The organism is Pseudomonas sp. Pme6b, from assembly GCF_058129925.1.
Map to the genome: position 1 here is coordinate 1214352 of NZ_CM176704.1, position 21455 is coordinate 1235806.

Annotated in this window: 14 protein-coding genes, 3 pseudogenes and 1 other annotated feature; of the genes and pseudogenes, 8 read left to right on the forward strand and 9 right to left on the reverse strand. The window is 59.0% G+C overall.

Features of this window, described 5'->3' with window-relative positions; translation table 11 throughout:
- Window position 1 precedes the first annotated feature (1 nt).
- Window positions 2-1009 (forward strand): cytochrome d ubiquinol oxidase subunit II, encoded by a 1008-nt coding sequence (cydB, locus tag AC4ANE_RS05500; RefSeq protein WP_002555240.1) that lies wholly within the window; start codon window positions 2-4, stop codon window positions 1007-1009.
- Window positions 1010-1030: 21 nt separating this feature from the next.
- Window positions 1031-1198: a DUF2474 domain-containing protein gene (locus AC4ANE_RS05505; protein WP_460408752.1), complete on the forward strand. Its 168-nt coding sequence runs from the start codon at window positions 1031-1033 to the stop codon at window positions 1196-1198.
- 85 nt (window positions 1199-1283) lie between these two features.
- On the opposite strand, the gene AC4ANE_RS05510 is transcribed toward AC4ANE_RS05505, so the two are convergent.
- The 4 genes and pseudogenes from AC4ANE_RS05510 to AC4ANE_RS05525 all read right to left on the reverse strand — a co-directional run.
- Window positions 1284-2408 (reverse strand): methyltransferase, encoded by a 1125-nt coding sequence (locus AC4ANE_RS05510; RefSeq protein WP_002555238.1) that lies wholly within the window; start codon window positions 2406-2408, stop codon window positions 1284-1286.
- Between the two features lie 130 nt (window positions 2409-2538).
- Window positions 2539-2640, reverse strand: a pseudogene (locus tag AC4ANE_RS05515) (helix-turn-helix domain-containing protein); the annotation flags it as partial.
- Between the two features lie 39 nt (window positions 2641-2679).
- Window positions 2680-3902, reverse strand: a protein-coding gene (locus AC4ANE_RS05520) for an IS3-like element IS51 family transposase (protein ID WP_095178853.1) whose coding sequence is annotated in 2 segments (ribosomal slippage) — window positions 2680-3617 and window positions 3617-3902 — 1224 coding nt in all. Because the reading frame shifts where the segments join, the coding sequence is not laid out codon by codon here.
- Window positions 3508-3624 (reverse strand) — a sequence feature (AL1L pseudoknot). Its footprint overlaps the gene before it by 117 nt.
- Window positions 3903-3952: 50 nt before the next feature.
- A pseudogene (locus tag AC4ANE_RS05525) lies at window positions 3953-4087 on the reverse strand (LuxR C-terminal-related transcriptional regulator); the annotation flags it as partial.
- Between the two features lie 336 nt (window positions 4088-4423).
- Between AC4ANE_RS05525 and AC4ANE_RS05530 the strand changes: the two are divergent.
- On the forward strand, window positions 4424-5200 hold the full coding sequence (locus AC4ANE_RS05530) for a ferredoxin--NADP reductase (protein ID WP_002555237.1): 777 nt from the start codon (window positions 4424-4426) through the stop codon (window positions 5198-5200).
- Between the two features lie 529 nt (window positions 5201-5729).
- Here the strand turns inward: AC4ANE_RS05530 and mscL are convergent.
- A complete protein-coding gene (gene mscL, locus AC4ANE_RS05535) occupies window positions 5730-6176 on the reverse strand; it encodes a large-conductance mechanosensitive channel protein MscL (RefSeq protein ID WP_002555236.1) in 447 nt (148 codons plus the stop codon).
- 194 nt (window positions 6177-6370) lie between these two features.
- On the opposite strand from mscL, the gene radA reads away from it, so the two are divergent.
- Window positions 6371-7738 carry a DNA repair protein RadA gene (radA, locus tag AC4ANE_RS05540; RefSeq protein ID WP_002555235.1) on the forward strand — a complete coding sequence of 456 codons (1368 nt, stop codon included), beginning with the start codon at window positions 6371-6373 and terminating at the stop codon, window positions 7736-7738.
- A 14-nt stretch (window positions 7739-7752) separates the two neighbouring features.
- Here radA and AC4ANE_RS05545 read toward each other — a convergent pair whose 3' ends face one another.
- Complete coding sequence (locus tag AC4ANE_RS05545; RefSeq protein WP_002555234.1) at window positions 7753-8127, reverse strand: PilZ domain-containing protein; 375 nt, start codon at window positions 8125-8127, stop codon at window positions 7753-7755.
- Between the two features lie 284 nt (window positions 8128-8411).
- Between AC4ANE_RS05545 and AC4ANE_RS05550 the strand changes: the two genes are divergently transcribed.
- The 3 genes from AC4ANE_RS05550 (at window position 8412) to yjiA (ending at window position 11785) form a co-directional block, all read left to right on the forward strand.
- On the forward strand, window positions 8412-10487 hold the full coding sequence (locus tag AC4ANE_RS05550) for a carbon starvation CstA family protein (protein ID WP_002555233.1): 2076 nt from the start codon (window positions 8412-8414) through the stop codon (window positions 10485-10487).
- A 27-nt stretch (window positions 10488-10514) separates the two neighbouring features.
- On the forward strand, window positions 10515-10712 hold the full coding sequence (locus AC4ANE_RS05555; RefSeq protein ID WP_002555232.1) for a YbdD/YjiX family protein: 198 nt from the start codon (window positions 10515-10517) through the stop codon (window positions 10710-10712).
- A 95-nt stretch (window positions 10713-10807) separates the two neighbouring features.
- On the forward strand, window positions 10808-11785 hold the full coding sequence (gene yjiA / locus AC4ANE_RS05560; protein WP_002555231.1) for a GTPase: 978 nt from the start codon (window positions 10808-10810) through the stop codon (window positions 11783-11785).
- A 105-nt stretch (window positions 11786-11890) separates the two neighbouring features.
- Here yjiA and glyA read toward each other — a convergent pair whose 3' ends face one another.
- The gene (gene glyA, locus AC4ANE_RS05565) at window positions 11891-13144 is read right to left on the reverse strand and encodes a serine hydroxymethyltransferase (RefSeq protein WP_005733667.1); all 1254 of its coding nucleotides are present in this window, start codon (window positions 13142-13144) and stop codon (window positions 11891-11893) included.
- A 342-nt stretch (window positions 13145-13486) separates the two neighbouring features.
- Between glyA and AC4ANE_RS05570 the strand changes: the two genes are divergently transcribed.
- Window positions 13487-16225 carry a HopW family type III effector protein gene (locus AC4ANE_RS05570; protein ID WP_002555229.1) on the forward strand — a complete coding sequence of 913 codons (2739 nt, stop codon included), beginning with the start codon at window positions 13487-13489 and terminating at the stop codon, window positions 16223-16225.
- Between the two features lie 313 nt (window positions 16226-16538).
- Here the strand turns inward: AC4ANE_RS05570 and AC4ANE_RS05575 are convergent, their stop codons facing one another.
- Together AC4ANE_RS05575 and AC4ANE_RS05580 are read right to left on the reverse strand one after the other, a co-directional pair.
- Entirely contained in the window at window positions 16539-16706 is a 168-nt protein-coding gene (locus tag AC4ANE_RS05575) for a hypothetical protein (protein ID WP_002555228.1), read from the reverse strand.
- A 138-nt stretch (window positions 16707-16844) separates the two neighbouring features.
- Window positions 16845-19823 (reverse strand): annotated as a pseudogene (locus AC4ANE_RS05580) (sensor domain-containing protein); the annotation flags it as partial.
- Between the last annotated feature and the right edge of the window lie 1632 nt (window positions 19824-21455).

The window sequence follows — 21455 nt, forward strand, 5'->3', positions numbered from 1 at the left end:
CATGGGTATCGATCTTCCGCTGATCTGGGCCATCATCATCGTCTTCGGCATCATGATGTACGTGGTGATGGACGGCTTCGATCTGGGCATCGGGATTCTCTTCCCGTTCATGAAAGACAGTTCCGACCGTGACGTGATGATGAATACCGTCGCGCCGGTCTGGGACGGCAACGAGACCTGGCTGGTGCTGGGCGGTGCGGCACTGTTCGGTGCATTCCCGCTGGCCTACTCGGTGGTCTTGTCTGCGCTGTACCTGCCGCTGATGTTCATGCTCATGGGCCTGATCTTTCGCGGCGTGGCGTTCGAGTTTCGCTTCAAGGCGACCGAACAGAAACGCCACCTCTGGGACAAGGCGTTCATTGGCGGTTCGCTGGCTGCAACCTTCTTTCAGGGCGTGGCGCTGGGCGCCTACATCGAAGGAATTCCGGTGGTCAATCGTCAGTTCGCTGGCGGTTCACTGGACTGGCTCGCGCCGTTTCCGATGTTCTGCGGCCTGGCCCTGATTGTCGCCTATGCGCTGCTGGGCTGTACCTGGCTGATCATGAAAACCGAAGGTTCGCTGCAGAAGGCGATGCATGATCTGGCCCGCCCTCTGGCACTGGCTGTGCTGGCGGTCATGGCGGTGGTCAGCCTGTGGACGCCGCTGGCTCACGCGGACATTGCCCATCGCTGGTTCAGCATGCCCAATCTACTGTGGTTCATGCCCGTGCCGGTTCTGGTGCTGGTGACCATGTACGGTTTGTTCAAGGCTGTCGCCCGCAATGCCCACTACACGCCGTTCCTGCTGACCCTGTTGCTGATATTTCTGGGTTACAGCGGGCTTGGCATCAGCCTGTGGCCAAACATCATTCCGCCTTCGGTATCGATCTGGGCAGCCGCCGCGCCGCCGCAGAGCCAGGGCTTCATGCTGGTGGGCACACTGTTCATCATTCCGTTCATCCTGGGCTACACCTTCTGGAGCTACTACGTGTTCCGCGGCAAGGTGACGGCTGCAGACGGTTATCACTAGTTCGAACCGAGGAGATTGACGATGTCTGGTAAAAATTCCATGCACGATCCTGATCCGGCACTGAGCAAACCGCTCTGGCAACGCCTGGCCTGGCTGGTCGGGATCTGGGCGGGCAGCGTATTTGCGCTGTTTATCGTAGCCAGCCTGATGCGCATGCTCATGAGCGCAGCGGGCCTGACGACACACTGATTGCTAATTCCCGTTCGTGTCTGCGGACACGTTTTGCGACCCTCTTGCCACCCGCTGGCAAGAGGGTCTTTTTTTGCGCCGTGGATTACTTGCGTGCTTTCAGGATCACGAATTTCGGCGTGGCCGCCACTTGCTCGACACCGCGGAACAGGCGCGACAGCTTGGTGTGATAACCCAGGTGACGGTTGCCGACGATATACAGCGCGCCGCCGTTAACCAGTGCGGCACGCGCCTGGAGGAACATGCGCCAGGCAAGAAAATCTCCCACCACCTGTTGCTGATGGAAGGGCGGGTTGCACAGCACCACATCCAGCGAGTCGGGCTCCTGAGTGTCCAGCCCGTCGGCTGCCCGAACTGCCACCGCACGTTCGCCCAGCGTTGCGCGCCAGTTCTCGGTGGCCGATTGCACGGCCATGAACGACTCGTCGACCAGCGTGTAGTGCGCCTGCGGGTTGTCCAGCGCGCTGGCAATAGCCAGCACGCCGTTGCCGCATCCCAGGTCGGCGACCCTTGCGGTGCCGAGGTTTTTCGGCAGATAAGGCAGGAATGCCCGGGTACCGATGTCCAGCCCGTCGCGGCAAAATACATTGGCGTGGTTGAGCAGTTCGATGGCCGGCTCGTCCAGACGGTAACGGGTCGGGTAGGGCGAAGTCCGCACTTCCATGGGCTGCGGCGTGGCGAACAGCAGCCGGGCTTTTTTCACCGCCAGTGAGGCCTGCACCGGCCCTACGTATTCCTCCAGCAGGTCGCCAGCCGAACGTGGCAAATGCTTGACCATGGCTGCCGCGACCACGCGAGCCCCCGGTGCCAGTTGACCCTGCAGGCGTATCAGTTGTTCTTCCAGCAGCGCCAGGGTCTTCGGCACCCGGATCAGCACCCAGTCGAATGGCCCGTTCAAGGGCTCGCTGGCCGGGATGTGTGGTACCGCGTCATAGCTCATGCCATTGCGTGCCAGGTTCTTTTCCAGACCTTTTGCAGCCAGGAAAGAGTCGGTGCTGCTGACCACCGTGGCATGAGACGCCAGACTCGCCGCCAGTGCGCCGAAACTGTCATTGAGCACCAGCACCCGGCTTTGCAGGCTCAGTCCGGTTTCTGCAACATGATTGAGCAGGTACTCGTCAGCAGCATCGAATGCCTGCAACGGCTCATCCTGTTGCTCGGGTTGGCGAATGAGATCAAGTTCAGCGAAAGGACTGATGAGCAGGGGCATTGGCGGGAGAACTCTGTGCAATCGAAAGTATGTCAGTGAGCCCGAAGACAGGTGGGCTCGCCGAGGCAGACGATTTTACGTATTTTTTCGTTTTCATACCTGTTTGATTGCGGTTCGGCTGCGTGCTTTATCAGAACATCCCGCTCAGTGCGGCCTGTACGGCAGCAGCCGTCTTGTTGCAAACGCCCATTTTCTGAATGGCGCTGGCAATGTGAAAGTGGATGGTGCGCTCTGAACCGCCCCGGGTTTCTCGGAGACCCTTTTGTTTGAGTCATGCCACCTGGGCAGACTCGGTGAGTTGCTGATAATAGATTGCTTCTGCTTCGACCGGTGGAATATGACCGATTGGCTCCAGCAGGCGGCGGTGATTGAACCAGTCCACCCATTTCAGGGTTTCCAGCTCCACCGCCCCCCGTGTGGGCCAAGAGCGTCGATGAATCACTTCAGCCTTGTAAAGACCATTGATGGTCTCAGCCAAAGCATTGTCGTAAGAGTCACCGACACTCCCGACCGATGGCTCAATACCGGCTTCGACAAGACGCTCGGTATAGCGAATGGACACGTACTGCACGCCACGGTCACTGTGGTGAATGAGTCCACCCTGCTTGACTGGGCGACGGGCGTAAAGGGCTTGCTCCAGTGCATCGAGTACAAAATCGGTACGCGCTGAACTGGACACCTTCCAACCGACGATGAATCGGGCAAAGACATCAATGATGAAGGCCACGTAAACAAAACCCTGCCAGGTACTGACGTAGGTAAAGTCCGATACCCATAGGGCGTTCGGGCACTCAGCCACAAACTGACGGTTGACATGATCCTGCGGGCACGGCCTGGCTTGGTCGCTGACCGTCGTCTTGACGGGCTTGCCGCGTACCACGCCTTGCAGGCCCAGCTCTCCCATCAGACGTTGCACCGTACAGCGGGCGACTTGCAGTCCGTCACGCAGCAATTGTCGCCAGACCTTGCGCACGCCATATACCTGGAAGTGCTCATCCCAGACTCGCTGGATGTGCTCACCCAGTTCCTGGTCACGCTGCGCACGCGCTGACTGCTGGCTGGGGTCAGCCTGCTGAGCAGCGTACCGGTAGTACGTCGACGGGGCGATTGGCAACACCTTGCAAATCGGCTCGACCCCGTAAGACTGGCGGTTTTCATCAATAAACGTCTTCATCGTTTGAATGGGCGGTCGAGCTCCGCCTGGGCAAAATAGGCTGAGGCCTTACGCAAGATCTCGTTAGCTTGACGCAACTGACGGTTCTCACGCTCCAAGAGCTTGACTCGCTCACGTTCGACTGTGCTCAGCCCATCACGCTGGCCGCTGTTGCGCTCAGATTGGCGAACCCACAGCCGTAATGTCTCGGGCGTGCAGCCGATCTTGGGGGCAATGGCACTGATGGTGGCCCACTGCGACTCGTACTCAGGAAGGTGTTCGAAAACCATCCTGATGGCCCGCTCACGGACCTCTGGGGAATACTTCGGTAGTTTTTTCATCGCTCCATCCTCTCAAAGGTTGGAGTCTCCGAGAAACCCGGGGCGGTTCACTCCTTCAGGCAGAGAATCATTGCGATATCGCCAGCTGTCTTGCCTTCGGCGGACCACTTGAGGACTTCAATTTCTCTCTGAGTCAGGTTTTTTGCTGGCGAGGGCTGTGAAAATTTTATTTCCATTGTGTTCATGTAGCCTCCTTGCAGTACGTGTCCAGACCTTGCTGTTCGTTTATCCAGTCTAGGAACAAAAACACCGCAAACTGCGCCTGCGCGCATTACCCGGACGGATGGGCTGATGGCACTTGGCAGCGTGTTATCGGCCTTTTGGCTGGAACCCCTGTGCAAGAGAGGTCGCGGCAATTTGCCCTGTAGAGGTTCGGTCAGGTATTTGCGGACTCAAGAACCAAATACTCTAAGCCGCAGCGCTGCTGACCGGGTAATTCACCACAAACAGCCGGTGTTTATCGGACCCGCTTTGCGGGACACTGGGTTCTGCTTTTCATATTCAGGAGTTCAAAGCACACCATGACCGTCAGTGACGACAAATTCACCCGACAGACACTGCAGCGTGTCACGCCGCTGACCAGCAACCTGTTCACCCTGCGCACCACGCGCGACCCTGGTTTTCGCTTTCGGGCAGGACAGTTTGCGCGCCTCGGTGTGACCAAGGCCGACGGCACCACCGTATGGCGGGCCTACTCGATGGTGTCTTCACCGCACGACGAGTTTCTGGAGTTTTTTTCCATCGTGGTGCCGGATGGCGAATTCACCAGCGAACTGAGTCGTCTGCGCGAAGGCGACGAATTGATGGTGGAAAAACTGGCGTTTGGTTATTTGACCCTGGACCGTTTTGTCGATGGCCGTGACCTCTGGCTGTTATCCACAGGTACAGGTGTCGCGCCGTTTCTGTCGATCCTTCAGGATTTCGAGGTCTGGGAGAAGTTCGAGCGGGTGATTCTGGTGTACAGCGTTCGTGAGTCCCGCGAACTGGCCTATCAGCAGTTGATTGGCGAACTGATGCAGCGTGAATATCTGGCTGAATACGCAGACAAGTTCCTGTTTCTACCGACTGTGACCCGCGAACAGCATCCGGGCGCACTAAGTGGCCGCATTACGCAGTTGATTGAAAACGGCGAGCTTGAGCGCGCGGCAGGCATCGCACTGACACCTGAGCATTCCCGGGTAATGCTGTGCGGCAACCCGCAGATGATCGACGACACACGTGCACTGCTCAAACAGCGTGACATGCGCCTGAGCCTGTCACGCAAGCCGGGGCAGGTTGCGGTGGAGACGTATTGGTAAGTGGGGAAGGCAGAACGCTCTGCGTCATACCTCATTGATGCGGCACGATGTTATGTCTTGCACGTATTCAGTGCTTATAGACGCGCTTTTTTATCACGATGGCACTGACGACGCAGAGTGCGACGTTAGTGACGGCTGAGTCCTGGCGCTGATCCGGGGGTAGCCTGGCAGGACGCCAGGCTAGCCGCACCGGGCCATGGATGGCCCGTTGCGGCGACCCCCGGATTAGTGACAGGGCGAAGGAACCCGACGAAGTCGGGCCGGAAACAGGAGCGAGGGGCTTTGGTTACTTTGGCCCCATCAAAGTAACTCGCCGAGGGGCGAAAAGGTGACTCGAGTCGAGCCTGAATCTCACTGAATCGCAGAACTGTGTGACGCGGAGCGTCACGAAATGCATTACCACGCGGAGCGTGGGAACGAGAATCAAGTAATGACTCTCCCCGCGCTAAAGGCTGGACGCAGAGCGTCTGGAAATGCATCCCCACGCGGAGCGTGGGGACGATAGTCAGCAGGTCCAGGCCTTATTCGATCAAAGCGGACGCGTAGGGTCTACAGTGACTGGCGCGGCCGGTTTGTTCTGTTCCTTGAGCAGGTCACGAATCTCGCTCAGCAGCACTTCCTGCTTGGAAGGCGTTGGTGGCAGGGTCGGTGCCTTGGCTTCTTCGCGCTTGAGGCGGTTGATGGCCTTGACGCCCATGAAGATCGCGAACGCGACGATAATAAAGTCGATAACCGTCTGGATGAACTTGCCATAAGCCAGCAGCACTGCCGGTGCCGTACCTTGCGCAGGGCGCAGGGTGATGGCCAGGTCACTGAAGTCCACGCCGCCGATCAGCAAGCCTAACGGTGGCATGATCACATCGCCGACGAACGACGAAACGATCTTGCCGAATGCCGCGCCAATGATGATACCGACGGCCATATCGACCACGTTACCTTTGACCGCGAAGGCCTTGAACTCGCTAAGTACGCTCATGGGTAATTCCTTGTTACAGATAAAAGTGATCCGGGAGAGTGTAGTCCAGCCTTACAGTTGTCGTCCGTTCTACGTTCAATCGACCGGAGCGGCTTGTGTAAGTTTTATCCGGTTTTGAAAGTCATGGTTCGCTGCGCAGGTAACTGCTGGCGCAACCTGCGTTATCATGGGCGTTTTTTACGACTGGGGTTGTCATGGCCAAGGCCAAACGCTTGTACGGCTGCACCGAGTGCGGCGCGACATTTCCCAAGTGGGCGGGCCAGTGCAGCGAATGCGGTGCCTGGAACACACTGGTCGAAACGATGATTGAGAGTGGCGCTGCTGCGCCGCCCACCGGGCGTACCGGCTGGACCGGTTCACAGGCGCAAATCAGAACCCTGGCAGAAGTCAGTGTCGAAGAGATTCCGCGCTTCTCCACCAACTCCACCGAGCTCGACCGAGTGCTGGGCGGCGGGCTGGTTGACGGCTCGGTGGTGCTGATTGGCGGCGACCCCGGCATCGGCAAGTCGACAATTCTGTTGCAGACACTGTGCAATATCGCCCAGCGCATGCCCGCGCTGTATGTCACCGGCGAGGAATCCCAGCAGCAGGTGGCCATGCGTGCCCGACGCCTAGGGCTGCCGCAGGACAAGCTGCGCGTCATGACTGAAACCTGTATCGAAACCATCATTGCCACTGCCAAGGTCGAGAAGCCCAAGGTCATGGTGATCGATTCGATCCAGACGATTTTCACCGAACAGTTGCAGTCAGCACCGGGCGGCGTGTCGCAGGTTCGCGAAAGCGCGGCCTTGCTGGTGCGCTACGCCAAACAGAGCGGCACGGCGATCTTTCTGGTTGGTCACGTCACTAAAGAGGGCGCGCTTGCCGGCCCGCGTGTGCTTGAGCACATGGTCGACACCGTATTGTATTTCGAGGGCGAGTCGGATGGCCGTCTGCGTCTGCTGCGGGCGGTGAAGAATCGCTTCGGCGCGGTGAACGAACTGGGCGTGTTCGGCATGACCGACAAGGGCCTGAAAGAAGTCTCCAACCCGTCGGCGATTTTTCTCACCCGTGCTCAGGAAGAAGTGCCGGGCAGTGTGGTCATGGCCACCTGGGAAGGCACGCGGCCGATGCTGGTGGAGGTTCAGGCGCTGGTGGACGACAGCCACATGTCCAACCCGCGTCGTGTAACGCTGGGTCTGGACCAGAACCGTCTGGCCATGCTCCTGGCGGTCCTGCATCGACATGGCGGTATTCCGACTCACGATCAGGACGTGTTTCTCAACGTAGTGGGCGGTGTGAAAGTGCTGGAAACCGCATCCGACCTGGCCTTGATGGCTGCGGTGATGTCCAGCCTGCGCAATCGTCCGCTGCCGCATGACTTGCTGGTGTTTGGCGAAGTGGGGCTGTCGGGTGAGGTCAGGCCGGTGCCCAGCGGCCAGGAGCGCCTCAAGGAAGCCGCCAAGCATGGCTTCAAGCGGGCCATCGTACCTAAAGGCAATGCGCCGAAGGAAGCGCCACCCGGTTTGCAGATCATTGCCGTCACGCGTCTGGAGCAGGCACTGGATGCGTTGTTCGAATAACCTCGCCCCGAGGATTATCCCTGCAGTTCGATCAAGGCTGCCAGTTCCCGATCCAGTTCCTCGGGGTCTGCGAGGTTCAATTCGACCAGCCGCTTCAGGTGGCTGATTGACTCCAGCCCTATGTGCCGGCAAACGAATCCCAATTGGCGGCTGTTGTCATGGGTGATTTTGACACCCATTTTTACGTGGGCGTCGTTGCTTAGAATGATGTCGACTTCAAAGGGCTGCGTCTGATCACTGTTCCACGGATCAGGCCGCTCGATGAGCAACCCTTTCAGGGAAAGATCGACCAGTTGAACCTTCCAGGTCTGATCGCCTTGCTTCAAATCGGTTTTGGCGTCGAAGGCAATGCGCTTGAAACGACGGCGATCTGCAGGTGAGTCGGTCATCGAATGAACTCTCTTGTTGACCGCCACCGGAGGTCAGCGGGCAGGTCGTTATCTGATCAATTCTGTTGTTCCTGCACGATAGACCTGAAAGCCATTACAGAACAGTTCCGCATCACTGTTTTGTGATCCGGCAACCATCTGTCGAGGCCATTCCAGCCCTCTATGCCGGGTATCTGCCGCAATTGATCAAATTTCGCTCTAGACCATGGTTGGGGGTGGTCTTTCGCTGATCCGGCGCTAAACTCGGACTGCTTGCCTTCTAGTCAACTCTGCTGGAATAAAAAATGAAAAATAATAATAGTCTGATGCGCCATGTTCCCTGGCTCATCGTTGCAATTGTCGGGGCATGTGCCCTTGGGGTCGTGGCCTTGCGTCGCGGAGAAGCGATCAACGCTTTGTGGATAGTGGTCGCTGCGGTGGCTATCTATCTGGTTGCCTATCGTTACTACAGTCTGTTCATTGCCACCCATGTCATGCAGCTCGATCCGCTGCGCGCGACACCGGCGGTGGTCAACAACGATGGTCTGGACTACGTGCCGACCAACAAACACATCCTTTTCGGTCATCACTTTGCTGCCATCGCCGGTGCAGGCCCGCTGGTCGGCCCGGTACTGGCCGCGCAAATGGGTTATCTGCCCGGTACGCTCTGGCTGATCGCCGGTGTGGTGCTGGCCGGTGCGGTACAGGATTTCATGATCCTGTTCCTCTCCACGCGCCGTAACGGTCGCTCGCTGGGCGACATGGTTCGCGAGGAAATGGGCCGTATTCCCGGCACCATCGCCCTGTTCGGCTGTTTCCTGATCATGATCATCATCCTGGCGGTGCTGGCGCTGATCGTGGTCAAGGCCTTGGCCGAGAGCCCGTGGGGCATGTTCACGGTCATGGCGACGATCCCGATCGCGATGTTCATGGGCATCTATATGCGCTACATCCGCCCGGGTCGTATCGGTGAAATCTCCATTATCGGTGTCATTCTGCTACTCGGTTCGATCTGGGTCGGCGGCATGGTAGCGGCCGATCCGACCTGGGGGCCGATGTTCACCTTCACCGGCGTGCAGATCACCTGGATGTTGGTGGGCTATGGTTTTGTAGCAGCAATGCTGCCGGTCTGGCTGCTGCTTGCGCCACGTGACTACCTGTCGACCTTCCTGAAAATCGGCACCATTCTGGCACTGGCAATCGGCATCCTGATTCTGGCTCCCGAGCTGAAAATGCCGGCCCTGACCCAGTTCACCAACGGCACAGGCCCGGTCTGGAAGGGCGCACTGTTCCCGTTCCTGTTCATCACTATCGCTTGCGGTGCGGTATCGGGTTTCCACGCGCTGATCTCTTCGGGCACCACGCCCAAGCTGCTGGATAACGAAAAGAACGCTCGTTACATCGGTTACGGCGGCATGCTGATGGAGTCGTTCGTGGCCATCATGGCAATGGTTGCCGCCTCGGTGATCGAGCCAGGCGTGTACTTCGCTATGAACAGCCCGGCTGCGGTGGTTGGCAGTGACGTGGTGACTGTCGCGCAGACTGTCTCCAGCTGGGGCTTTGCCATCACGCCGGAGCAATTGACTGCTGTTGCGAAAGACATCGGTGAAAACACTGTGCTGGCGCGTGCCGGTGGTGCGCCGACGCTGGCGGTTGGTATCGCGCAGATCCTCCATCAGGTGCTGCCGGGTGAAAACACCATGGCGTTCTGGTACCACTTCGCGATTCTGTTCGAGGCGCTGTTCATTCTGACCGCAGTCGACGCCGGTACACGAGCCGGACGCTTCATGCTGCAGGATCTGCTGGGCAGTTTCGTTCCGGCTTTGAAACGCACCGAGTCGTGGACGGCCAACGCCATCGGCACCGGTGGTTGCGTGGCGCTGTGGGGCTATCTTCTGTACCAAGGCGTAATCGACCCGCTGGGCGGCATCAATACCCTGTGGCCGCTGTTCGGCATCTCCAACCAGATGCTCGCCGGTATTGCCCTGATGCTGGCCAGCGTCGTGCTGATCAAGATGAAGCGTCAGCGCTATGTGTGGGTGACCATGCTGCCTGCCACCTGGCTGCTGATCTGCACCGTGACGGCTGGTCTGATCAAGCTGTTCGACGCCAATCCTGCGGTGGGCTTTCTGGCCCTGGCCAAGAAATACAGCGCGGCGGCGGATGCCGGCCAGATCCTGGCCCCGGCCAAGACCATGGACCAGATGCAGCATGTGATCTTCAACGCTTACACCAATGCCGGGCTGACCGTGCTGTTCCTGTTCGTGGTGTTCAGCATTCTGTTCTACGCCCTTAAAGTAGGCCGTGCGGCGTGGACCACCAAGGCGCGTACCGACAAGGAAGCTCCTTACCAGGCCATGCCGCCAGCGTCGCAGGTGTGATGATGGTTACCCACAGAGGATTTGCCCATGTTCAATGACCTGAGTCGCCTCGGGAAATACCTCGGTCAGGCCGCGCGTCTGATGGTGGGCATGCCTGACTACGACACGTACGTAGAGCACATGCAGAACACCCACCCGGACAAGCCGATGATGACCTACGAGCAGTTCTTCCGGGAGCGGCAAGAGGCACGTTACGGCGGCAAGGGCGGTCCGAAGTGCTGCTGATCCTCTGAACTGCGTTATTGTTTGATCCGACGCGCCGCAGGCCATCACCTGTGGCGCGTTTTCATTTCAGCTGAATGCATCACGCCAGGAGCCTTATGACTGAGTTGCAACCCATCCCCGTGACCGTGCTGACCGGTTTTCTGGGGGCAGGCAAAACCACTTTGCTGCGCCACCTGCTCAAGGCCGAGCACGGCCTGAAAATCGCCGTGATTGAAAACGAATTCAGCGATGCAGGTATCGACAGCCAGTTGCTCGGCACTGATCCCGTACAGATCATGACCCTGTCCAATGGCTGCGTGTGCTGCACCATCCACACCGACCTGACCAAGGCGCTCTACCTGTTGCTGGAGCGCCTGGACAGTGGCGAAATCGCTTTCGACCGGCTGGTGATCGAGTGCACCGGCCTGGCCGATCCTGCACCCGTCGCGCAGACCTTCTTCATCGATGAAGAGCTGCGCGAGCGCTATATCCTCGATGGCATCATCACCCTGGTCGATGCTGCACACGCCGATACCCACTTGGCGCAAACCATCGCCCAGGCGCAAATCGGCTTTGCCGACCGATTGCTGGTGAGCAAGCGTGATCTGGTCGACGACGCAACCTTCGATGCCCTCAGCGCACGGCTGACCCGCATCAACCGCCGCGCCCCGATCCGCATCGTCGAACATGGCAACATCGACCTTGCCGAACTGCTCGATGTGCGCGGCTTCAACCTCAACGCCGACCTCGGCGGCGGTATGATCCTGCGCCCACTGGCCCCTGTCGGCAATTCAGGCGACCGCATCACCAGCCTCGTCCTGCGCAGCGAAAAACCGCTAAACCTGGACCGCCTCAGCGAGTTCATGAACGAACTGCTGGAGGACCACGGCAAGCAACTGCTGCGCTACAAGGGCGTGCTCAACATCGAAGACGAACCGCGCAAGATGGTGTTTCAAGGGGTGCTTAAACTGTATGGCTTCGACTGGGATACCGAGTGGGCCGAAGGCGAGCAGCGTGAGAGTGTGATTGTGTTTATTGCCGATGAATTGCCGGAGGAGAAGATCCGGGCGGGGTTCGAGAGGGTATGCGGCTGAGAGGTCAGGCAGCGGCTGAGCTTCTGCCCATAGAGTGATCTGCCCAACAAAAAGCCCCGGCTCTCACGAACCGGGGCTTTTGGTACTGCGTTTAAACCAGGCTTATCAAGCGCCGTAAACTGGCAGCTTCGCGCAGATGGCCTTGACCTTCTCGCGAACGGCTTCGATCACGGCTTCGTTGTTCAGGTCAGCCAGGATGTCGCAGATCCAGCCCGCGAGTTCCTTGCACTCAGCTTCCTTGAAGCCGCGAGTGGTCACTGCCGGGGTGCCGAAGCGCAGGCCGGAGGTGACGAACGGGGAGCGTGGGTCGTTCGGTACGGAGTTCTTGTTGACGGTGATGAAGGCGCGACCCAGGGCGGCGTCGGCGTCTTTACCGGAGATGTCCTGCTTGATCAGCGACAGCAGGAACAGGTGGTTTTCAGTACCACCGGAAACCACGTCGAAGCCGCGCTCGATGAACACACCGGCCATTGCCTTGGCGTTCTTGACCACTTGTTGCTGGTAGGTCTTGAACTCAGGCTGCAGCGCTTCCTTGAAGCACACGGCCTTGGCTGCGATGACGTGCTCCAGCGGACCGCCCTGAGAGCCAGGGAATACCGCGGAGTTCAGCTTCTTCTCGATTTCGGCGTTGGCGCGCGCCAGGATCAGGCCGCCACGTGGACCGCGCAGGGTCTTGTGTGTGGTGGTGGTCACGACGTCGGCGAATGGCACCGGGTTCGGGTAGACGCCTGCGGCGACCAGACCGGCTACGTGAGCCATGTCGACGAACAGGTAGGCACCGACCTTGTCAGCGATTGCACGGAAGCGCGGGAAGTCGAGGATCTGCGAGTAGGCAGAGAAACCGGCGACGATCATTTTTGGCTTGTGCTCGACAGCCAGGCGCTCGACTTCGTCGTAGTCGATCATGCCGTTGGCATCGATACCGTACTGAACGGCGTTGTACAGCTTGCCCGAGGACGAAACACTGGCGCCGTGGGTCAGGTGACCACCGTGAGCCAGGCTCATGCCCAGAATGGTGTCGCCGCCTTGCAGCAGGGCCAGGTAGACCGCCGAGTTGGCTTGCGAACCCGCATGTGGCTGGACGTTGGCGTAATCAGCGCCGAACAGCTCCTTGGCGCGGTCGATGGCCAGTTGTTCGATAACGTCGACGTACTCGCAACCACCGTAGTAGCGCTTGCCTGGATAGCCTTCGGCGTACTTGTTGGTCAGGGCCGAGCCCTGAGCTTCCATGACGGCCGGACTGGTGTAGTTTTCCGAGGCAATCAGCTCGATGTGTTCTTCCTGACGCAGAGCTTCTTGCTCCATGGCGGCAAACAGATCGGCGTCGTACTTGGCGATAGTCAAATCACGGCTGAACATGGCAGTCCTCAAGGGGGCATGGCGGAAAAGGCGGGTATTCTACCCCATCGGGTTTTATCTGGCATATGAAAGGCAGTCATCTTGACCAGTGACGCCGTTCACGCGGGTTTCGACAAGGCCTGAAATCATGGACATGCCGCAGGCGCAAGGCTCTTTCTGTGGGGTGCTCGCCCACATGAGAGGGTCGAGATCGATTTAGTCATCGGCGGCGTGAACCGGGCACATCCACTCGAATTTTCAGCGATCACGCATCTATTTCCCTTCAACTGCCGGAACCGTTCCGGGCCGGACGACACTCAGTCGGTCTGTTGCCCATATCCACCGACAGTAGGTAAAAACGCCATGATGCCCTCTCAGATCACGCGCTCCTCTCATTCCTCATTGCCGGAGGTTGCTCCTGCGTCCGGCGATGCAACCGGCGTTAGTGAGCAAACTCCGCAGCAGGCTCGTACCGTAGCGTTTTTTGCCTCCGGCGAGCTGGCCGTGGCATTTGGTCGCACCTCGGCTGCGCCAGAGCAGGACTCTGTGCGTCTGTTGTCTGCTCTTCAGCGTGAGCTGGATAAACAGCATCCGTCCTGGCACACCGTTGCTCAACTCTGTCAGAGCGTCGCCGAGGTCGGCACGACCGAGCAGGGCTGGCATCAACTGGCAAGCGAGGATCAGGTGTCGGCGCTGAGAGAACTGCTTGACCGTTGTACTCACCGGCTGGCCGATATGCCGGCTGCTCACGCATCTCACGACTCGCTGTCGCAGGCCTGTGAAGGGCTCAGGACGGCGCGGCTGCACCAATCCGTCGCTCATTTGGCTGCCCGACCGTCCGCCCTGGCCCGGGCGATTCCGGATCTGCTGACGTTGACTCATCTGGATCCCGAGACGCTGGGCGCAGAGCCCCCCGTTGTTTCGTCTTACACGCTCTTCAGTCATTTCGTTCGCACGGCCAAGCAGCGTACGGCGGATTTGAATGACAGCCTCCAGCGTCAACCCGACGCGGTCGTCAGTCTGCTGCGCTCACATGCCGACACGCTCAATGATCTGGAGATGTTGCCGGGCGCATTGCAGGCATTGACCGAAAATTGCCAGGACGCGCCAGCCTGCAATGAATTGCGCGAGCTGGCGGAAGTAGCGGGGGCGCTGCTGCAGCTATTGCGCGAACACGATCTTTTGCCGAGGCTGGAGGAAATCTCCATCGAGCCAGGCGAGGCACCTGCACCTGGCCACGAGCCTGCCGAGCCCAGGCTGACCACACGCCAGGCCTTGCTCAAGGCCGGCGGCAATCTGGTGCGCAAGTTTGATGCCTACGGGGCGCTCGCGCCGATGGATGACAAGGCGTTGCTGGCTTTGATGCGCACCCCGGCGCCACACCTGTCGCCCGATCAGATGCATGCCTTCCTGAACAAGCATGTGCTGCATCTCACGCAAGAACAACGCGATATCGTCAGCAATACCCCGCTGCCCTTCGCCCCTGAAGAAGACATTGAGGCCAGGTGCGGCATGGGTTTCGATGAAAAACTGCGGTTGGCGCTGGCCAACGGTTCGCTGGTGTTGAGCGAGGAGCAACTGGCCCGTCTTGGTGATTTGCCAAGTGCCGCTACCACGACGTCCGACGTTGTGCAGACGCTGCTTGAAAAGCCATCGTCTGCGCTGAGCGAAGCCGAGCGTGACATGTTGGGCGCAATCGTTCAGGCCAATGCTCAGGGGCAACTCGACGCCTGGCGCGCTCACAACGAACAGTTGCCAGCAGTGTTGAGCCGCTCGGGGCTGCCCTCTGATGTGAAAGACGAGTTGCTCAGCCTCAACAAAAGCATGAATGCCGAACTGGGCACGCTCAAAAACGGCGCCTCGCTCAAGAGTCGCGTCCTTGCAAGCCCGGCGATGCTGCTCGCGCTGGCACCCTTGCCACTGGCCGTGGCGTTCGTCAGCAAGGACAACTCCTACAGCTCATCGCTGGTTGCCCACTTCACCAAGAACGCGGTGTTCATGGCTGGCCTGATGATGAACGAGCTGACCAACGCGCGGACCAATGTCGATCATGGCCTGAACCGCTACTTCGTCACCGTGCTGGCCAACGCCATCGTGGCGCAGCCCACCTTTGCCAGGAACGAACACCTGCTGGAGCAGGTCGGCTTCGGTATCGCAACGGCCGTGGCATCGGGCGCAGCCACGCTGGGCGTATTCAACCGTGAATCGATCGTCGCTGCCTTCAAGCTCGCCAAGAGCAAGCTTGCCAGGCAAGACACCGGGAACGCCCGCATCCCGGAGGAAGACCATCTGGCCGTGGTCAAGCATTTCGACGTCAGCGAGCATTTTGCCCAGCAGATGAAAGTGGCGACCGAATTGTACAAGCAAGACAAAAGCATCACCGACATCATGAACTCGAGCCTGACATACCTGGGCACCAAAAGCAGCGAGTTCCAGGCCAGGTTCGAAGTCGCCGATGCCCTGCGCGCAGGGCTGCAACTGGCCGAGGGGGAGCGCAAGGCGGACCCTGACTTCTACACCAAGCTGGGCCTGGTGGCCTTGACGGCGAGTATCGGTGCGGCGCTGGTGATGTTGATGAAAAGCATGGTCGGCAAAGCCGATTACGCGGCGGATGGCGTCTGGTGCGTATCGGAGATGCTCAAACTGGCCATGAACCCTGAAGTCGATATGCAAAAGGCGGTTCAGGTCTTCAAGGAAATCGTCGGTCTGAATCTGGTGATGACGGGGTTTCTGGGCGTCAACAAAGTCTGGAATTTTCTCGACAAGGGGATCAAAGGCTACGCCTCCGGTGCTGCGGTCCTGACCGCAGCCAACCTCACACTTCCCGGTATGGTTGGAGAAGTGGCTGGCGCAGCAGCCGGCAAGGGGTTGAGCTACCTGACTGACAAAGGCAAGGCGGCGCATCAGGCTGGCAGGGCGGCAGCGTCCTGGGCCGGAGATTACGTCAGCACCTCGCGTTTGGGGAGCGCGATCGGCACCCTGCAAACGGCAATTCCGGGCAGGATTGCAGGCGGGCAGGTAGTGGCGGGTCTCTACGACCGCTTCCGGTACCTGACCTGGTCGCACCCGGCGCCTGCACCGCAAGCGGCTGGCGAGCCATAAGCCTGGAGCCGGTAGACCGCCGCCAGCAACGCAGGCGGTGGTCTTGCCTGGCTTACCACCATCACCGCCAATAATCCCTTCGCATCAACCGCGTAAGCGTTTAACTGCGGCCTGCGTGCGGCCCACGGCTGGGCGCGCTCCAGTTGCCCGGCAAGGCTCAGCAAGGTCAGTTCGTCGCCAAACCGCGCGGCAAAGTGAGAACCCAGCGGCAGCGAATCGGCTGTCCAATATGCCCGAGCGCCTCCAGCAAGGCCGCAGTGTGTTGCAGTGCAGCCAGGGCCTCTGGTTCTGCCGGCCATGGTGATATTCCCCATCAGGCCTTGTCGAACTGCACCAGTGCGCGCACCCGCTCAAGCGCCTGTTGATGGAATGTAGAGATCGACGCGCTGCTGACCTCGGTCTGAAGCTCGAGAATCACCTTGTTCAAGACTTCGACGACCTGACAGGAAACACTGTCCAGGGACGTTGTATCGCTGATCATGCTACCCCCTTGTGTTCTTTGTTATGGGTAGAGCGCTCGCTGTCATTGAAGCTGTGCGAGGCAGTGGCTCAAGTCTACTCATGTTCAAGGGTTCGGCTATCGTTCAAATGGACGATGGCCGGGTCGCAAGGCTGGCCCTCAATCCAGCATGAACAGCGCATCATTGCTGAATTGCGCTTCGAACTGGCTTGCTGGCATCGGGCGGCCGAACAGGTAGCCCTGGACTTCGTCGCAGTCGTGTTCGCGAAGAAACTCCAGTTGCTCGTGGGTTTCTACGCCTTCGGCGATGACCGAGAGGTTCAGGCTGTGGGCCATGGCGATGATGGCGCGGGCGATCTGGGCGTCCTGTTCGCCTGAGGGCAGGCCATCAACGAAGGTGCGGTCGATCTTCAGCACGTCAATCGGGAACTGTTTGAGGTAGTTCAGCGACGAGTAACCGGTGCCGAAGTCATCGACGGCGATGCTCAAGCCAAGGTTTTTCAGGCCGTCGAGGATCTGCATGGCCTCGTTGACCTCGCGCATCAGGATGCTTTCGGTCAGTTCCAGCTCAAGACAGGCAGGCGACAGGCCGGTCTGCTCCAGTATGTGGGCGATGCGTTTACCCAGCTGGCCGTCCGAGAATTGCCGCGCCGAGATGTTCACCGACACTTTGGGTACGCGAACTTTCGCCTGATGCCAGTGCTTGAGCTGGCGACAGGCTTCGGTGAGCACCCAGTCGCCGACTTCCACCACCAGCCCAAGCTCTTCGAGCACCGGGATGAAGTCGTTCGGCGGCACCAGCCCTCGACGTGGATGGCGCCAGCGCAGCAGGGCCTCCGCGCCCGTCAGGCGTTTGCCGTCACCACTGAACTGCGGCTGGTAATAGAGGGTGAACTCCTGCTGTTCCAGGGCGTGCCGCAAGTCGCTTTCCAGCTCCAGACGCTCCAGAGCGGTCGCGTTCATGTCCGCCTGATAGAACTGGAAGTTGTTCTTGCCACGTTCTTTGGCGTGGTACATCGCCGTGTCGGCGTTCTTCATCAACTGGCTCAGTTCCTTGCCGTCCTGCGGACTGAGTGCGATGCCGATGCTGGCAGTGACAAAGAACTCGCGGCCTTCAAGCACAAACGGCGTAACCAGACTGGTCAGAATCCGCTCGGCCACGTGAATGGCGCGAGTCAGTGCGGCTTCGCGCGAGGTGTCCGGCTGCAGCAACAGGGTGAACTCATCCCCGCCCATACGCGCCACGGTGTCATCGGAAGACACGCAGGCGAGTAGCCGCGTGGCCATTTCCTGAAGCATCCGGTCGCCAGCGGCATGGCCCAGAGAGTCATTGATCGGTTTGAAGCGGTCCAGGTCGAGAAACATCAGCACCACCCAGGCCTGTTGGCGCTCGGCGTGTTGCAGCGCCGAATGCAGGCGGTCCTGAAACAGGGTGCGATTGGGCAGGTGAGTCAGGGCGTCGTAGTAGGCCAGACGGTGGATACGGTCTTCACTGGCCTTGCGCTCGCTGATATCGCTGAAAAAGCACACATAACTCGCCAGATCGCCTTCATCGTCGAGCACTGCGGTAATGCCGACCCAGGCCGGGTAGTGTTCGCCGTTACGGCGCTTGAGCCTGATTTCACCTTCCCAGGTGCCTTGGCCGTTCAATTGTTTGAGGATGTAGCGCAGGTGGTTTTCCTGTTCCGATTCCACCGTGAGCATGCCCGGTAGCTGGTCGAGCACCTGGGCAACTTCATAGCCGCTGACGCGGGTGAACGCCTCGTTGGCCTGAACGATGTAGCCGGCAGGGTCGGTAATGAGGATCGCCGATGTCGAGTGTTCAAATACGGTGGCGGCCATGCGCAGGTCTTTTTCTGCCCGACGCTGCTGGCTGATGTCCCGGCCGACCCCGAAGATGCCCTCGAAATTGCCGTTTTCGTCCCACACCAGAACCACCCGCAATTCCACCGGGATCTTGCGACCGTCTGCACGCAGGCAGTCGAACAGAAACATTCTGGTCGTCACTTCTTCGCGCAATCTGGCGAGTTCCTGAGGTTTGTGCAGCACCTTGCCGATGCGGCTGATGAGCGCATCGAAACCGATCACTTGTTGAGGGTTGGCAATGACGGCGGACCAGCCGTTCTGGAGAATCCACTCGGCGCTGTATCCCAGTGCGCGTTCCACCGAGGGGCTGACGTAATTGACTGCCAACTGGCCATCCGTGGAAAAGATCACATCGCTGATGCTTTCAGCGAGCATCCGGTAACGCTGTTCGCTGTCACGCAGCGACTGGCTGGACGCGACCTGCTCGGTAATGTCCTTGGCGATGCCGATGATGCGGGTGACCAGGTTTTCTGCGTCCCAGGCCAGCGCCTGTTCGCGCACATCGAAGCAGCGCCAGTTGTTCTCGCGATCCCGAAAGCGCAGCACGCATTGCAGTAACTCGTTATGGCCGTGATGGCGCTGGCGCAGGCGCATGTCCTGATAGCTTCTGGCGTCGTCAGGGTGCAGCAGGATTTCCCAGAAGAACTCGCCCATGGCGCGCAGCTCGGATTTGCTGTAGCCCAGCGTGTAGCCGAAATGGTGGTTGCTGTAGATCACTCGCTGGCTGAGTACGTCCTGAACGTACAGGTGGTCCGGCACGGTTCGCACCACGTCGGACCAAAAGCTCTCGCGGTCCAGCAAGGACAGCTCGATCTGTTTGCGGCTGGTGATATCGCCGATGCTGAGAATAACGGCATCGAAGTCGCTACGTGACTCGGGCAGGCGCATGACCAGCCATAGATGCTGGTCCTGGCCGCTCGCGCGTGTCAGGCATATTTCCAGTTCCAGCCTGGGCAGCCCGGCGAGAACAGCCTGAATAACCTGAACGCCGATGCCGGGGCGCGAGCGCGATTCGCCCTCGATCAACGGCTGCCACGCCTGTTCACTGTGTTCGATTTCCAGCAGGCCCAGAGCAACTTCGTTGAGTTCGTTGATTCGCAACTGCTGCAACAGTCTTTTCAGCGAGGCTGGCTGGCTTTTGAGCAGAAGTTCGAAGTCTTCGTCCGTTCTGACTTCGAGTGCTTCCAGTTGCTCTTGCAGACCCGACATGTCCATGACGCAGATCGCAACGCCCGCACCCTCGAAGATATCGCGATAGCGGCGGCGGCTTTGCAGCATCTGGCGCTGGCGTTTGCGCAGGCTCATCAGCGCGATCAATGGCAGGATCGACAGCAGCAGGCCGATCAGACACTTGCCGATCAGAGGCGCAAGCAGCTCGCTGCGGGCCTTGTAGGTATCGAACAGGCCACGCAGTTGCCAGTCGCTGTTACTCAGTGGCTGAAGCAGAACGGTATCGGAAAGACCGCTGTCCGCCTCGTTGGAGGGCGCCGGTTCACGGAGGAGAACCCGCTGGGTCTTGCGTTGCTCCAGGCGCCAGATATGTTGAAAGTCCTGAGTTGGCTGGCTTGCCAGGTCCTTCAAGGCGTCGGGTGCCATGCGTAGCGCCCAGTAATCGCCGCTAACGCCACCGCCTTGGCGAATCAGTATATAAATCTGTTTGACGTCTTCGGTGACGGTGTAGAAATAGGGGTGGCCTTGGGCCTTTTTCATGGCCTGTCGGAGAAACTCTCCGTCGCGGGATGCCTCGGCGCTGTCACCGACAATGTCACCCGTCGGGTTCAGCCGCGCGGCGCTGCGCAGCGCGGGCAGGGCAGTACGGAGGCTTGCCAGTGCCGTCGGCTGCTCCAGCCGGTCTCCGGAGGATTGCGCCTCGTCCAGCAGGTTCATGGCGATTTGCGCCTTGAGTGCCATGTTCAGACTCATCCGGTCGGAAAGCTGGATGCTGTACTCCAGGCTGCGCTGACGCTGGCGTTCCTGAGTCTGATGAAACTGCTCGATCAATTGCCAGAACAGCAGTGCAAGCACCACCAACACCAGCGCGGCCAATATACCTTTCACTGAGCCGCGCAAAGGCCTGGTCGCACTGTCTGTAGCGACACTGGATGACGGCAGAGGCGTTGAAGTGGGCAAATCGTTGTTCCTGACTGCTGGACTGAAGCAGCGATGCTTTATGTAAAATGAGCGGGCCGCCCAAAGAGGGCGGCTAGCATGCCTTTACTTGTGGCAGAGTGCCAGCCCCATTGGGCCGGATCGTTTGCCCTGCACGCTGCATTCGGGTAGCTTTGCGCAACGCGTGGTATCCACCGACTCCTGCATGAGTGACTCCACTTTTTGCAATATCGACCAGGCTTTATATGTGTCAGCACGGCCCCGATCTGTTTCTGCCTGGGTTCATTCAAGGCTCGGAACGGTCTCGCGGCAAGTCTTGCGGACAAATAAAAGCTTTTTTCCGGCCGGAGCTTTAAGCTCGCGTTCTAAATCGGTCCTCATCACAGACGCTAGGTTTTCATTTCATGGCTCAATAGAGCTATCTACCTTATTAGTTTTTAGTCATGTTTTGCGATTTGCAGTTGAGCCCTCATGGTTACTGGGTTTCCAGCCTATACAGTATGTTTTTCCTCTCAATCCTGTGTCAGGGCAGAGCTTTTCGTTAGCTTTTGCTGATTTTGGGTCAAATTTAGGCATCAAAACTTAACTTTTTCGAAGTCTTCCTTTGATCACTTCTTGCCAGGTACCGCCCGCAGATGTCCTGTGATGAAGCAGCAAATAAAATTCTTCTTATAGAAGAGGCTCATTACTTCTCAGGGCATCCACAAGCCCGCGACGCTATAGAGAAAATTCTAGCGGTGCAGGTGAAGTGATGACGGACGTCTAGGTTAGACTCATGGCCGCAGCCACCCTACG

Excerpts from the sequence above, each read along its gene's own strand:
- cydB (WP_002555240.1), top strand. The coding sequence starts at position 2 with ATGGGTATCGATCTTCCGCTGATCTGGGCCATCATCATCGTCTTCGGC.
- yjiA (WP_002555231.1), top strand. The coding sequence starts at position 10,808 with ATGACTGAGTTGCAACCCATCCCCGTGACCGTGCTGACCGGTTTTCTG.
- AC4ANE_RS05575 (WP_002555228.1), bottom strand. The coding sequence starts at position 16,706 with ATGATCAGCGATACAACGTCCCTGGACAGTGTTTCCTGTCAGGTCGTC.
- AC4ANE_RS05550 (WP_002555233.1), top strand. The coding sequence starts at position 8,412 with ATGAAAAATAATAATAGTCTGATGCGCCATGTTCCCTGGCTCATCGTT.
- radA (WP_002555235.1), top strand. The coding sequence starts at position 6,371 with ATGGCCAAGGCCAAACGCTTGTACGGCTGCACCGAGTGCGGCGCGACA.
- AC4ANE_RS05570 (WP_002555229.1), top strand. The coding sequence starts at position 13,487 with ATGATGCCCTCTCAGATCACGCGCTCCTCTCATTCCTCATTGCCGGAG.
- AC4ANE_RS05555 (WP_002555232.1), top strand. The coding sequence starts at position 10,515 with ATGTTCAATGACCTGAGTCGCCTCGGGAAATACCTCGGTCAGGCCGCG.
- AC4ANE_RS05545 (WP_002555234.1), bottom strand. The coding sequence starts at position 8,127 with ATGACCGACTCACCTGCAGATCGCCGTCGTTTCAAGCGCATTGCCTTC.
- glyA (WP_005733667.1), bottom strand. The coding sequence starts at position 13,144 with ATGTTCAGCCGTGATTTGACTATCGCCAAGTACGACGCCGATCTGTTT.
- AC4ANE_RS05530 (WP_002555237.1), top strand. The coding sequence starts at position 4,424 with ATGACCGTCAGTGACGACAAATTCACCCGACAGACACTGCAGCGTGTC.
- mscL (WP_002555236.1), bottom strand. The coding sequence starts at position 6,176 with ATGAGCGTACTTAGCGAGTTCAAGGCCTTCGCGGTCAAAGGTAACGTG.
- AC4ANE_RS05510 (WP_002555238.1), bottom strand. The coding sequence starts at position 2,408 with ATGCCCCTGCTCATCAGTCCTTTCGCTGAACTTGATCTCATTCGCCAA.
- AC4ANE_RS05505 (WP_460408752.1), top strand. The coding sequence starts at position 1,031 with ATGTCTGGTAAAAATTCCATGCACGATCCTGATCCGGCACTGAGCAAA.